We start from the raw sequence: 12,303 nt of genomic DNA, 5'->3' as shown, positions 1-12,303 counted from the left end.
GGAGCGTTCCCGATGTCGAAACCCCTCAACCAAGTGGCGCAGAACACCTGGGAATTCCTGTACCAGCCGATGATCGCGCCAACGGGCTTCCGCGAATATGACGCACGGTGGAAATTCCCCGACGAAATCAACCTGCCCGGCATCACAGCCCTTGGTCTTGGCCTCGGCACGCAGATGCACGCACGCGGTGTCGACCCGGTGATCGCGGTTGCAAACGACTATCGCGACTATTCCCTGTCGGTGAAAAACGCGCTGATCGTCGGGCTGATACAGGCCGGCATCCAAGTCAGGGATATCGGCCCGGCGCTTAGCCCCATGGCCTATTTCAGCCAGTTCCATCTGGACGCCCCCGCCGTCGCCATGGTCACCGCAAGCCACAACCCCAATGGCTGGACCGGCGTCAAGATGGGCTTTCAGCGGCCGCTGACCCACGGGCCCGACGAGATGGGAGAGCTGCGCGACATCGTGATGGGCGGCCAGGGCGTGGCCCGCGCGGGCGGCGGCTATGAGTTCGTACCCGGCGTCCGGGAGGCCTATCTGGACGATCTGGTGGGTGATTTCACGATGACCCGGAAACTGCGCGTGGTTTGCGCCACCGGCAATGGCACCGCGTCGGCCTTTGCGCCGGACCTGTTCGCGCGAATGGGGGTGGAGGTTGTCCCGTCCCACAACACGCTCGACTACACCTTTCCGCATTACAACCCGAACCCCGAAGCGATGGAAATGTTGCACGACATGGCGGCCAGCGTCAAAGACAGCGGCGCGGATTTCGCGCTTGGCTTCGACGGGGACGGGGACCGCTGCGGGGTGGTGGACAACGAGGGCGAAGAGATCTTCGCCGACAAGATGGGCGTGATCATGGCCCGCGATCTGGCGCGGCTCTACCCGGGCGCGACCTTTGTCGCGGATGTGAAATCCACCGGGCTTTTCGCCTCGGACCCCGAGCTGAGAAAACATGGCGCCAAAGCCGATTACTGGAAAACCGGCCATTCCCACATGAAACGCCGGGTCCATGAGCTGGGTGCGCTGGCGGGGTTCGAGAAATCCGGCCATTACTTTTTGGCCGAGCCGATCGGCCGCGGCTATGATTGCGGCATGCGCGTGGCGGTGGAGATCTGCAAACTGATGGATCGCAACCCCGAGATGTCCATGGCCGATCTGCGCCGCGCCCTGCCCGTGACATATGCAACCCCCACCATGTCGCCCCACTGCGCCGATACCGAAAAGTATCAGGTGCTCGACAGGCTGGTGGAGAAACTCGTGGCGCGTCATGCCGGTGGCGGCAGCCTCGGTGGCGTCAAGATCGCCGATGTGGTGACGGTGAACGGGGCCCGGGTGATGCTGGAAAACGGGGGCTGGGGGCTGGTCCGCGCCTCGTCCAACACGCCCAATCTGGTTGTCGTCTGCGAAAGCCCCGAAAGCGATGCGCAGATGCGCGCCATCTTTGCCGATCTGGATGCGGTGATCCGGACCGAGCCGTCGGTGGGCGAGTACGATCAGACGATCTGACTTTCCCCGCATGGGAAATCGGCCTAGACAGGCGGGGTATTTCTGACAAACGCCCGTTACACTCATGCGCTTTATCCTGATCCTCTGGCTCTGCCTTGTGCTGCCTTTCGCCGGTTTCGCACAGGAGACCGGCCAACAGCCCGATGGGACGATCTCGGTCGAAAACGACGCCCGGCAGGATGCCGCCATCGCGGTGCGCATCCGCGATATCCTGCGCCAGCTTGACGGATACGAGCAGGTCAGCGTTTCGGTCGCCGACGGTATCGTCACCTTGCGCGGCACCGCGTTGGAGGCGACCCAGATCGAAGCCCTGAACGGGCTGGTCGGCCGGGTCGAGGGTGTCGTGGCAATCGAAAACGAGGTGACGGAAACCACCGATGTGGTCGAGCGTCTGAACCCCGCCATCGACCGCATTCGCGCGCGCTTCGAACAGTTCATCGCGTTCCTGCCGCTGATCCTCGTAGCCGCAACGGCCGGCATCATGATCTTTCTTCTGGGGCTGTTCATCGCCCGAATGAAACGGCCCTGGGACAGCATCGCGCCAAACGCGTTCATCGCCGATATCTACCGGCAGGTCATCCGTCTGATTTTCGCGATCGCCGCGGTCGTTCTGGCGCTGGATCTGCTGAACGCAACCGCCCTTCTCGGCACCATTCTGGGTGCGGCCGGCATCGTCGGGCTGGCGATCGGATTTGCCGTCCGGGACACGGTGGAAAACTTCATATCCTCCATCATGCTGTCGATCCGGCAACCTTTCCGCCCCAAGGATCTGGTCGAGATCGAGGGCGATATGGGCCATGTGATCCGCCTGACAAGCCGAGCGACGATCCTGCTCAGCCTTGATGGCAACCATATCCGCATTCCCAACTCGACGGTCTTCAAGGCCAAGATCATCAATTACACCCGAAACAACGAACGCCGCTTCACCTTCACCCTCGGGATCGACCCCAATGCCGATATCGCGGAAGCACAGCGCATCATGATGGACGCCCTGGCCGAACTGCCCTTCGTGCTGGCCGCCCCCGGCCCGGCCGTATGGGTGGAGGAGGTGGGCGACAGCACCATAAACATCACCGCCGCGGGCTGGATCATGCAGCATGAAACGGGCATCGGCATGGCCAAAGGCGAGGCGATCCGCGTGGTCAAGGCACGGCTGGAAGAGGCCGGGATCACCTTGCCGGAACCCACCTATCGCCTGATCGGTCCGGGCCTCCCCGGCCCCACACAGCCCGACACGCATCCGGGCGACAAACCGTCCAGGACGCCCGAGCGGGTCGAAGTTCAGGATGTCGGGACGGAGGAGACCAAGGCCTTGCAGGAAATAATCGAAGCCGAGCGCGAAGCGCTTCCGGAGGATGATCTGCTTCGTCGCGAAGCGCCTCAGGAATAGGGCTGCACGGCCGCGCAAATTTGTCGCTCCGGGGTCTTGATCCCGCAGCCGTCACCGCGTAACTAGCGCGTCACAGTTGGGGTGTAGCCAAGCGGTAAGGCAGCGGTTTTTGGTACCGTGTACCGTAGGTTCGAATCCTACCACCCCAGCCAAACACTTCTTCAAAAGCAGACGATACGAGTGTCGCTTCAGATAGTGCCGGGTTTACCGTGGGTTACGGTTATGTCTACTTCCCACAGACCGCCCATGCCCGGCAAATGAGCCGCAACATATCCCAAAGTCCGAGGTCGCGCTTTGCGCGATACGAGTGTCCGTCGGGGGTTGATCAGAGGGTCGCGATCAGGGCGCGCTGATCCTGCCAGTTGACCGGCAGCGTGTGACGCACGCACCAATCTGACGCGAAGCCGAGGGGCTGTTTGCCATCGAGGACATCCCGGATGATATCAGGGGCCAGAAAGGCCAGATTGATCAGCTGGTACATCCTGCCGTTCGTCGTACCTTCGGCCTTTGCAACCTCGGACAGCGTCCTGCCAGCCTTGATCTATTCGAACCAGTGATGCGCTTTGGCGATGTTCCGGATCAGGGCTTCGTCGACGCCGCCGGACGCATCAGCAAGGACCAGCTTGGTCTCAACGCCGCGCTTCCTGAGTTGGAATGGCGCCGTGATCATCTGCAGCTCCTCGTCGATCTCGTCAGCGCCAGCTTTGGTTATTGAAGCAAGCTGAACGGGGTCAATTGTGATGGTCAGCTCACCGGGGCTGAGATCGATCCGCTAAACGAGATTGAGCATGTGACTGATGTCCTCGTCGGCACACAGCTTTTGCAGGATGCTATGATGAGTCTTTATTTCTTCTGCGGAGCAGTTCGGAACCAACCTGCTAACGAAGGCCGTATCGCTTAGCCGCTGACACATCAAATACAGGACCTTTGCCTCCAGTTCCCGGGCGGGCAAGCGCCAGCCATCAAGGTTCGCCTCGCCGCTCTTCTTAATCAGGCGATGTGACAAATAGTACCGCAGCCGAACCCCAGCCCGTGTCCTGGAACGCGACGGGGTCAGCCGATCACCAGTTTCATCAAAGAGCTTGCCGCAAAGCAGCGATCGCTGCTTCGCCGTCTTGCGTGCCCTGCCTTTTGCAGCACCCTCCTGCAGCTGCTGCTGGATGCGGTCCCAACGATCCGGATCGATGATCGCATCATGTTGCCCGTCAAAGACCTTTTCCTTGTGACGGATGCGTCCTGAATAAACCGGGTTGATCAGGATGTGGTGAATATGGCCGCGATCCAATGCCCCGCCACCCGTTTGCTTTCCATCGGCTGCCGATCTTTGCCTCGTTTGTAAACCTTGCTGATCCGCAGCCGCCTTTGCTTCCCGGACAGTGCCATGCTGTTCGTAGAGTTCGTAGAGCGCGCGGATCGTCGTTGCTTCCTTGTCATTTATCTTCAGCGTCCTGCCATCGGCATCGTATCCCAGCAGCACATTCCCACCCATCCAGAGACCCCGGCGCTTTGAGGCTGCGATTTTGTCGCGGATGCGCTCTGCCGTGACTTCGCGCTCAAACCGCGAAAACGACAGCAGCATGTTCAGGGTGAGACGCCCCATGCTGGTCGCTGTGTTGAACGACTGCGTGACCGAGACGAAGGACGCCCCTGCTGCATCCAGCGTATCGACAATCCGAGAGAAATCCGCGAGGGACCGTGTCAGACGGTCGATTTTGTAGACGACAATCTGATCGACGAGCCCGTCCGCGATATCCTGCAGCGGTTTTTGCAGCGCAGGCAGGTCCAGCGAGCCTCCCGACAGGCCACCGGCATCATTGTTCTGCGGCAGCAGCACCCAACCCTCATGCTTCTGGCTGGTGATGTCAGCCGCGCAGGCTTCGCGCTGAGCGTCGAGCGAGTTGAACTCCTGCTCAAGGCCGTCTTCCGAGGATTTCCGAGTGTAGATGGCGCAACGGGGTTTCTTCATGATCGTCCCGCTGCCCGCGCCGTCAGTCCGAAGAAACGCGGGCCAGACCAGTCCGTACCGGTGATGTGTTTCGCAATGCCGGATAGCGATTTCCACGCTTTGCCGTCCATCTCGAAGCCACCATCAATAACGTGAACTTGGTAGGTTCTCCCGTTCCACTCCCGAACCAGCTGCGCGCCCGGCCGCAGGCTGCTGCTGTTCGACGTGGCGACCGTCTCGCCTTTCGCAATGCGTTTCAGCGCGCGTTTTGTTCCTGCCGACAATCCGCCCGACGTTTTACACTGTGCTTCATATGCCAGCGCCTTCTGCATGAACTGGACAGACAGATACGGCGGCGGAGGCGATCCGAAGACCGCCTCCCATTGCGCGAGTGCCGCCGGACGCTCGGGGTTGGGATCAAGCCCCATTGATCTCGGCCGCAACTTTTGTGCCCTGCTGTGATTCTGGCGCAGACAGGATGCGGTATCTTGAAACGCCGCCGGACACCGGCTTTTCACCGGCAACCTCGTACCCGGCTTTCCGCAGACCGCTCAGCGCCGCCCTTGTCGTATGCTGTTGCCAGCCAAGCTTTGTGCTCAGTGATCTGATATCGCTGCCGGACTTCGTGCCGAGCAGTCTGATCAGCTGGTCTTTCTTGGTGGCGCGTTTCTTGGGTGAATGGGTCATGGCCGTCTCCTCAGATGATCAGCGGAAAGATCCCGCTGCTATTGAGCAGAGCCCGGAAATTCCAGGCGAGCCATGCGAGTATTTATCGCGCGCACCGACACTACCGCTCTGCCAGCCGCTGAAGTCCAGTCAGTTTATGAGAAAACCCTGCACAAGGGCTTATTTCGTTGAAAAACTCATCGTTGATTGAGACGTAATTCGCTGGTTCAATCGCCTCAACGAGCCGGGGCATTGGCGATGATGGGACCTAAGCAAGAAGCGCAGGCGGCACTGTTCTACGAGTTCTCGCTGGAAGATCACGTTCCGCAAGATCACCTGCTGCGCTCGATTGATCGGTTTGTTGATCTGGGCAGCATCCGGGGACATCTGTCGGAGTTCTACAGCCATACCGGTCGGCCATCCGTCGATCCTGAACTGCTGATCCGGATGCTGCTGGTTGGGTACTGCTTCGGCATCCGCTCAGAACGGCGGCTCTGTGAAGAGGTGCATCTGAATCTGGCCTACCGCTGGTTTTGTCGTCTCGATCTGAACGACCGCGTGCCGGATCATTCCACATTCTCGAAGAACCGGCATGGCCGGTTTCGGGAGAGCGAAGTGCTGCGCCATCTGTTCGAGACGACTGTGGCGCGGTGCATCGAAGAAGGGTTGGTCAGCGGCCAGCGGATGGCGATTGATGCCAGCCTTATCGAAGCTGATGCCAACAAACAGAACTCCACTCCGAAGGAAGAATGGAATGCTGCGGGCATCGATCCGGCCAATGCTCCCCGTGCTGTGCGCGAGTATCTAGACACGCTGGACGAGGCCGCATTTGGTGCCGCCAGCGAGGTACAGCCGAAGTTCACCTCCCATTCCGATCCGGCGAGCCAATGGACCGCGGCCCGCAAAGGGCCTGCTTTCTTTAGCTATTCTGACAACCACCTGATCGACACGGAACACGGCGTCATTGTCGACGTCGAAGCCACACGCTCAATCCGACAGGCTGAGGTTGGATCGACAAAGACGATGCTGAGGCGGGTGAAAGCAAAGTTCGATTTGCATCCCGAACGGCTGATCGCCGATACCGCCTACGGCACCGGGCCACTCTTGGGGTGGCTGGTCGACCGAAAGATCGCGCCTCACATCCCAGTCTTCGACAAGTCTGGCCGCAACCATGGCACCTGGACCCGGGCAGACTTCGAATGGGACGCCGCAAACGACCAGTACGTCTGTCCGGAAGGACATGCGCTCAAACAATTCCGCCGCAACTACTCCGACCCAAACCGCGGCCCAACCGGCAAAGGTACGGCGCGTATCGCGCCTTGAAGGAAGTCTGCCAGGTCTGCCCATCCAAAGCCAAGTGTTGCCCAAACGCTGAGGCCCGCAAGATCAGCCGCGAAGAAACTGAAGACGCCCGCCAGGTTGCCAGAGACATCGCCCAGACACGCCAGTACGACATCTCAATGAAGCTTCGGAAGAAGGTCGAGATGCTCTTCGCTCACCTCAAACGCATTCTTGGCTTGGGAAGACTGCGATTGCGCGGCCCCTGCGGCGCAAACGACGAATTCCTGCTCGCCGCAACCGCCCAAAACCTTCGCAAACTGACCAAGATCTTTCCTGCACCGCAGCAAATGCGAAAAACCTGATCAGAAAGGCGCTCGCGCTCGGTTCAGCGCGTCACTTTCTGCGCTCGCAACACGTTGTTTTCCAACAGAATCGGGCGGGAAGCCGACATTTGCCGCAAGCGCGAAACTCAGCTGGCGGCCAAGCGATAGCGGACATTCACATAGGATTCTGCCGCCAATCGACAGCGTCAAACCGATGGGTTTGGATTGTGGACAATCCCTGCAATTAGTAGATGCTGAACGCCCCTTACATAAACGCAATAGCGACAGTTTCATTGTGGCTGTCGCGCTGACTGAGCTGGTCCCGGAAAACTGGACAGTGAGCTAAGGTGTATCCCAACGACGAAGGGATATGACGATGGCGCGGAAGCGACGGAAGTTTACGGATCATTTCAAGGCCCAGGTGGCGCTGGAAGCGCTGCGTGGTGACAGGACGGTGCAGGAGATCGCGGGCGCGGCACGGGCTGCTGCCGACACAGGTGAGTGCCTGGAAGAAGCAGGCAATGGAGGGCCTGTCGGATGTGTTCGCCGGAAAGGCGGGTGGCGCGGTGGACCGAGAAGCGGAGCTGAAGGATCTGCACGCCAAGATCGGGAGGTTGGCGGTGGAGAACGATTTTTTAGCCAAAGGGCTCAAGACATGAGCCCCTGCCGTCGCAAGAATATCGTCCAGCCCGATCATCCGCAGCTCAGCCTGAGCGCGCAGTGCCGCATCCTGGGGATCAGCCGGTCGTCGCTGTATTATCGACCCGTGCCGGTTCGCGACGACACGCTGGCATTGATGAAGTCGATCGACCGGTTGTTCACGGCCTATCCGTTCTTCGGTAGCCGACAAATGGTTGCGATGCTTAAGCGTGACGGCCTGTCGGTCGGGCGGCACCGGATCCGGCGGCTGATGCGTCGAATGGGGTTGGAGGCGGTCTATCGCAGGCCAAAGACCAGCCAACCTCACCCGGCGCATCCGATCCATCCCTACCTGCTGCGGACCATGACCATCGACCGCCCGAACCAGGTCTGGTGTGCTGACATCACGTTCGTTCCAGTCAGCCGTGGCTACCTTTACGTTGTGGCGATCATGGATTGGGCGACGCGCAAGGTGCTGTCTTGGCGGCTTTCGAACACGATGCACGCGGACTTCTGCGTCGAGGCGCTGAACGAGGCGATCCGTCGCCATGGCCCGCCCGAGATCGTGAATACCGACCAAGGTAGCCAGTTCACCGGGTCAGCGTGGATCACGACTCTGACCGAGGCCGGGGTGCGGATCAGCATGGACGGCCGCGGCCGCTGCATGGACAACATCTTCATTGAACGGCTTTGGCGATCGATGAAATATGAAGCCGTCTACCTTCAGGATATCGCGGATGGCTTCGAGGCTGGGCGGGTCGTCGACAGTTGGATCGACTTCTACAACCGCCAGCGCCCGCACTCGGCACTTGGTCTGAGGACCCCCGATGAGGCATACTTAGTGAGGATCGAACTGACGAAAGCGGCCTGAGTACACAACCCGATATACCTTAGCAGGGCCGAGAAACTGTGCAGGATACTAGGACCAGCTCAGTGAGCATTGTAAGGCAAGCGATCGGGTAGTGGAGACGCCGACCGTAGGTCTCTAGGTGTTTGATCCCGAGGGTCTCGGGGACCTAACCGATCAAGAAGTTGACGAGATTCAAGAAGTTGTTGAGGAGGCGCTGCGACCACTTGACGTTGTGGGTTCCGCTGCCAACGGCGATCGCAGAAACGTTGGCAGTGATTTGCCAATCGGTAAAGGTGAAGGCACTCGCAGCGACATCCACTATACAACCGCGGGTGCAAATCAACCGAGTTTCGAGGCCGTTGCAGATCGCCTACCAAGTTTGGATCCTGATACAGGATTGTTGAGTAGGACACCAGAGTCGGGTACTGAGTCAATTCGGTTCGAGCCTGGTACGAGACCAATACTGATAAGAAACTGGTGATGCGCCTTAAGTCTTACTGGGTCGAGATAGGAGCCCATTCTGAACGAGAAAAGAATCCTTTTCCGGCGGGAATCGGAGTTACAGCTTATGATGAGCGAGATGCGAGGGGGATAATTCCGCGAGATGCGATTGGTTCGCATGAGTCGCTTATCGTTTCAGGCATGAGAGAAATTTCGTTCGACGACATTGAGAACGATCATGTTAAAAAAATATGGGAGTTTTGATCGAGCGGGGGATCTGGTTTCCAAAGGGGCTAAACCGCACTGCAATAATTCGATCCTAGCTTTCGGTCTTTTCGCCGAAGTCGTGGCCAGTAGAACCGCCTGATCGGCTGGACCGACGGGGTCTCGGTGATCTCCTACGCCTATGACGCGCTCGACCGGCGGATCGCGGTGACCGTTGACGGCGTGACGGAGGCCTTCGTCCACGACCCCTGGAGCCCCTATTCCACCATCGCCAACGACGTGCTGCTCGATTTCGAGGACGGCGCGCTGGTGCGGCGGTGGCTGCACGGGCCGGAGGTGGACGAGCCGCTGGCCTATGAGCGCTATGCCGGGACGACGGCGGGCGGCAGCGGCACGGCGCTGGAGCTGTTCCGCAACCGTCTCGGCTCGGTGATCCTGGCGGTGTCGGTCTCGACCGGCGCGGTGGCGGCGGAGTACGACTACGACAGCTTCGGGCAGCGGACGCTCGTGCAGGGCACCGAGGAGGTTCGCTACGGCTTCACCGCCCGCGAGCATGACGCGCGGACGGGCCTGATCCACTATCGCGCCCGGGCCTACGACCCGCTGACCGGCCGGTTCCTGCAACGCGACCCCATCGGCTTCGCGTCGGGCGATCTGAATCTCTACGCGTACGTGGAGAACGATCCGTACAATTGGACGGATCCGAGTGGGCTGACGCCGTCTGCTGGCACAGCCGTTGGCATCCAGCGAGACAGTGCGACCCGAGGCGCATTAAGCCCGGTTTTCAGCGGTGTTCTGGGCTTCGCACAGCGTCTTGCGAATGCTATGCGTGGGTACCAAAGCATTGCCGGCACGGTCAGCGCTGTTTTGAACGAGAGTGATGATGGTCGCCTAGGTATCCTAATACTCAAATGCTCCTCGACTCGATCCCGATATCGAAACCGTCGGACCGCAAAGTCTGCAAGCGCCGAGATGTGGGCAACATTCCATCGCTCGCCAACCGGCCTGAGGGCTGTGCGTTCTTAACCCGTTGCCCCCATGCGCGTGATCTGTGTCACCGCTTATCTCCAAAACCTGACACCGGTGCCCGGCGCCCTGGTGTCGACGGCATGTCACTTCACGGCCGAGATTACCGCCGAAAATGGCGCACCGCCCGCACCTTGAGAAAGCCGAACGAGGCCGCGTAACGCCCTGCCTGCCCAGACCGGCGATGGGCGACGGCGCGGCCCCAAATACGAAATTGCCCATGTTGGAGATCCATGGCCCGTCACGGTCGTCCCTTAGCCTTTTGCGTTTGGCAGCAACACCGCAGGGGCGTACGGACGTTCCAAGTCCACTGATTGACAGCTTTGTCCCTGAGGATTCAACGGATCGCTGCAACACACTGGGCAAACTTCTCTGCCGGGGTTTCGTATTGCAAGGTCTTTCTCGGGCGCTCGGTGAGCTGGATGCCGCTGCCGTCGAGGTCGAGAAGGATGGGTTGAATACCCACGTAGTCCGGGTCTATCGGGCGATCGGGTCTCGGTGTATCTCGACGTTCTTCGTTTTCGCGACCCGACCAAGTACCGGGGGATTGCCGGCCACCACTATCTTTGGGCTCACTTCGGCCAGAACTATCTCGTCCCGGGCCGGCATTTGATCGGTCTTCTCGATCTCGGTCCCAACGGTCTTCATCATCGTCGCTGTGTCGGCCGCCCTCTGTGCTTGGCGCACCCTTCGATCGAGGGTCTTCTGGTGCGTACCGCGTAAAGCCATACCCATAGCTGTATGGCGAATCTATTGGACGGCTCGGACGAGTGAAGTCGAGCACATCTGACAGCTGCGCAGTGGTCAGCACAGGGACTTGGTCACCGGGCCGGCGTGGATCTGCATCAGAACCCTCGAGATAGGTGTTGATCTTGGCAATGTCGTCCAAGAAGTCCTTCCACTGGGTCTCCAAGACTTCAGATGGGCTTAGAAGCATCGACGACGGAGCTAGAGGGTTAATCTGATTTGCCCGCGCCTCTGATCGGCGGGTTATTTTGGGCGATTGTATATTTGACAAACCCGCTGGCTAAGCCTCTTGGGCTTTGTGCCATTCGGCAATCTTGCGGCAAAACGGGCCAATCATCATGCCGTTTACTGCATAGGTATCCGCCCCGTTTGGCGTGAATTCGCAATAGTCGTTGTCATCGCAAGTGTAGGTTCCGAGGATCTCACCATCTTTGGTGATTACGTGGCCGCTATCTGCTGGGAACCCCTCAAGAGTCACATGGTAGTGGTCCATCAATCGTCCTTATCATCGTCCGGCTTGTCCTTCACCAGCTTCTTGAGCTTCTCGTTGAACCGTTCTTCATCGTCGTCCGTCCCGAGTTCCCGGGCGGCTTCCTTGAAACGGTCTAATTGATCTTTACTGGAAGATGACATGATCCCTCGATTTCACAAACGACGCGAAGGATACTAGATCGGCGACATTAGACATCAACGCACGATCCTCCGGCGGCAACGCACGATCATAAATGGCGTATTTGTACAGACCAGATCGCGTCTCGGTATCCGAAAACGCCAGATACTTAGCTGCAATCGAATACGGGTGCGGCAGGACGATCTCAAAAAGTGCCAAGTCATCTCCGCGAAAAGCAGCAATGTCAAATTTGTAGTGCTTTCCGCTCTTTCCTGGGTACTCAAATTCTTTTCGAAGTTCGAGTTTTTGCGGTGATTGTTCAAGAACTCCATGCGTTCGCTCTACTAGGCTTTCTTCGCTTTGCGCCGCCTCTTTACCAACAGCCGCTCTTGCGGCATCTGCAGAGGCATTGGCGACAGACAAAATCGCGCCGTAGATGCCCTTTTCCTCAAAAGCGCGACACGAGATTACGTCCTTATCGAAGTCGCAGCCATAGATTCGAGCAGACTTGGCGAGTATTTTCCCGATAGCCGCTCGCTCCCGCCCATGTAACCAAGCCGACGTTACTGCACCGGCATTGTCATGAACTTCAAAACCAACTTTACTTGAGACGATAAATACACTCACGGGCTCGAAGGATGGGTACAAACA

The 12,303-nt window shown here is 59.1% G+C and carries 13 protein-coding genes, 1 tRNA gene and 2 pseudogenes; 8 read left to right on the top strand and 8 right to left on the bottom strand.

All coding sequences use genetic code 11. From position 1 onward, the window contains the following. Nucleotides 1-12 precede the first annotated feature (12 nt). From ACQ651_RS19335 to ACQ651_RS19325, 3 genes are all read left to right on the top strand, one after another. A complete protein-coding gene (locus ACQ651_RS19335) occupies nt 13-1,509 on the top strand; it encodes a phosphomannomutase/phosphoglucomutase (protein WP_430450198.1) in 1,497 nt (498 codons plus the stop codon). A 64-nt stretch (nt 1,510-1,573) separates the two neighbouring features. Then, nucleotides 1,574-2,899, top strand: coding sequence for a mechanosensitive ion channel domain-containing protein (locus tag ACQ651_RS19330; protein WP_430450197.1), 1,326 nt, complete (start codon nt 1,574-1,576; stop codon nt 2,897-2,899). 77 nt (nt 2,900-2,976) lie between these two features. Next, nucleotides 2,977-3,051 (top strand) — tRNA-Gln (locus ACQ651_RS19325). A gap of 173 nt (nt 3,052-3,224) precedes the next feature. On the opposite strand, the gene ACQ651_RS19320 is transcribed toward ACQ651_RS19325, so the two are convergent. After that, nucleotides 3,225-3,380 carry a hypothetical protein gene (locus tag ACQ651_RS19320; protein ID WP_430450196.1) on the bottom strand — a complete coding sequence of 52 codons (156 nt, stop codon included), beginning with the start codon at nt 3,378-3,380 and terminating at the stop codon, nt 3,225-3,227. A gap of 75 nt (nt 3,381-3,455) precedes the next feature. Between ACQ651_RS19320 and ACQ651_RS19315 the strand changes: the two genes are divergently transcribed. Beyond that, nucleotides 3,456-3,614, top strand: coding sequence for a hypothetical protein (locus ACQ651_RS19315; protein WP_430450195.1), 159 nt, complete (start codon nt 3,456-3,458; stop codon nt 3,612-3,614). A gap of 57 nt (nt 3,615-3,671) precedes the next feature. Here the strand turns inward: ACQ651_RS19315 and ACQ651_RS19310 are convergent, their stop codons facing one another. Genes ACQ651_RS19310 through ACQ651_RS19300 form a run of 3 tightly spaced genes read right to left on the bottom strand, consistent with a single transcriptional unit; the run spans nt 3,672 to nt 5,531 of the window. Then, nucleotides 3,672-4,865, bottom strand: a complete 1,194-nt coding sequence (locus tag ACQ651_RS19310) for a recombinase family protein (RefSeq protein WP_430450194.1) — start codon at nt 4,863-4,865, stop codon at nt 3,672-3,674. After that, nucleotides 4,862-5,272, bottom strand: coding sequence for a DUF2924 domain-containing protein (locus tag ACQ651_RS19305; RefSeq protein WP_430450193.1), 411 nt, complete (start codon nt 5,270-5,272; stop codon nt 4,862-4,864). The genes ACQ651_RS19310 and ACQ651_RS19305 overlap by 4 nt, the downstream gene beginning before the upstream one ends. Beyond that, nucleotides 5,262-5,531 carry a DUF3489 domain-containing protein gene (locus tag ACQ651_RS19300; protein WP_430450192.1) on the bottom strand — a complete coding sequence of 90 codons (270 nt, stop codon included), beginning with the start codon at nt 5,529-5,531 and terminating at the stop codon, nt 5,262-5,264. The genes ACQ651_RS19305 and ACQ651_RS19300 overlap by 11 nt, the downstream gene beginning before the upstream one ends. A gap of 237 nt (nt 5,532-5,768) precedes the next feature. Here ACQ651_RS19300 and ACQ651_RS19295 point away from each other — a divergent pair. The 4 genes and pseudogenes from ACQ651_RS19295 (at nt 5,769) to ACQ651_RS19280 (ending at nt 10,456) form a co-directional block, all read left to right on the top strand. Beyond that, nucleotides 5,769-7,153 (top strand): annotated as a pseudogene (locus ACQ651_RS19295) (IS1182 family transposase). Nucleotides 7,154-7,490: 337 nt separating this feature from the next. Further along, a pseudogene (locus tag ACQ651_RS19290) lies at nt 7,491-8,624 on the top strand (IS3 family transposase). An 810-nt stretch (nt 8,625-9,434) separates the two neighbouring features. Beyond that, complete coding sequence (locus ACQ651_RS19285; RefSeq protein WP_430450191.1) at nt 9,435-10,295, top strand: RHS repeat-associated core domain-containing protein; 861 nt, start codon at nt 9,435-9,437, stop codon at nt 10,293-10,295. Beyond that, nucleotides 10,181-10,456 (top strand): oligopeptide/dipeptide ABC transporter ATP-binding protein, encoded by a 276-nt coding sequence (locus tag ACQ651_RS19280; protein ID WP_430450190.1) that lies wholly within the window; start codon nt 10,181-10,183, stop codon nt 10,454-10,456. The genes ACQ651_RS19285 and ACQ651_RS19280 overlap by 115 nt, the downstream gene beginning before the upstream one ends. Nucleotides 10,457-10,632: 176 nt before the next feature. Here the strand turns inward: ACQ651_RS19280 and ACQ651_RS19275 are convergent, their stop codons facing one another. From ACQ651_RS19275 to ACQ651_RS19260, 4 genes are all read right to left on the bottom strand, one after another. Then, a complete protein-coding gene (locus tag ACQ651_RS19275; protein WP_430450360.1) occupies nt 10,633-11,184 on the bottom strand; it encodes a hypothetical protein in 552 nt (183 codons plus the stop codon). Nucleotides 11,185-11,322: 138 nt separating this feature from the next. Beyond that, the gene (locus ACQ651_RS19270) at nt 11,323-11,535 is read right to left on the bottom strand and encodes a hypothetical protein (RefSeq protein WP_430450189.1); all 213 of its coding nucleotides are present in this window, start codon (nt 11,533-11,535) and stop codon (nt 11,323-11,325) included. Continuing rightward, complete coding sequence (locus ACQ651_RS19265; RefSeq protein ID WP_430450188.1) at nt 11,535-11,675, bottom strand: hypothetical protein; 141 nt, start codon at nt 11,673-11,675, stop codon at nt 11,535-11,537. Before ACQ651_RS19265 ends, ACQ651_RS19270 begins: the two co-directional genes overlap by 1 nt. Continuing rightward, entirely contained in the window at nt 11,659-12,279 is a 621-nt protein-coding gene (locus ACQ651_RS19260) for a hypothetical protein (RefSeq protein WP_430450187.1), read from the bottom strand. Before ACQ651_RS19260 ends, ACQ651_RS19265 begins: the two co-directional genes overlap by 17 nt. Nucleotides 12,280-12,303 lie beyond the last annotated feature (24 nt).

The sequence above is a fragment of the Rhodophyticola sp. genome, from assembly GCF_965284195.1.
In the GTDB taxonomy this organism is placed as follows: Bacteria; Pseudomonadota; Alphaproteobacteria; order Rhodobacterales; family Rhodobacteraceae; genus Rhodophyticola.
This window is presented reverse-complemented; position numbering and strand designations above follow the sequence as displayed.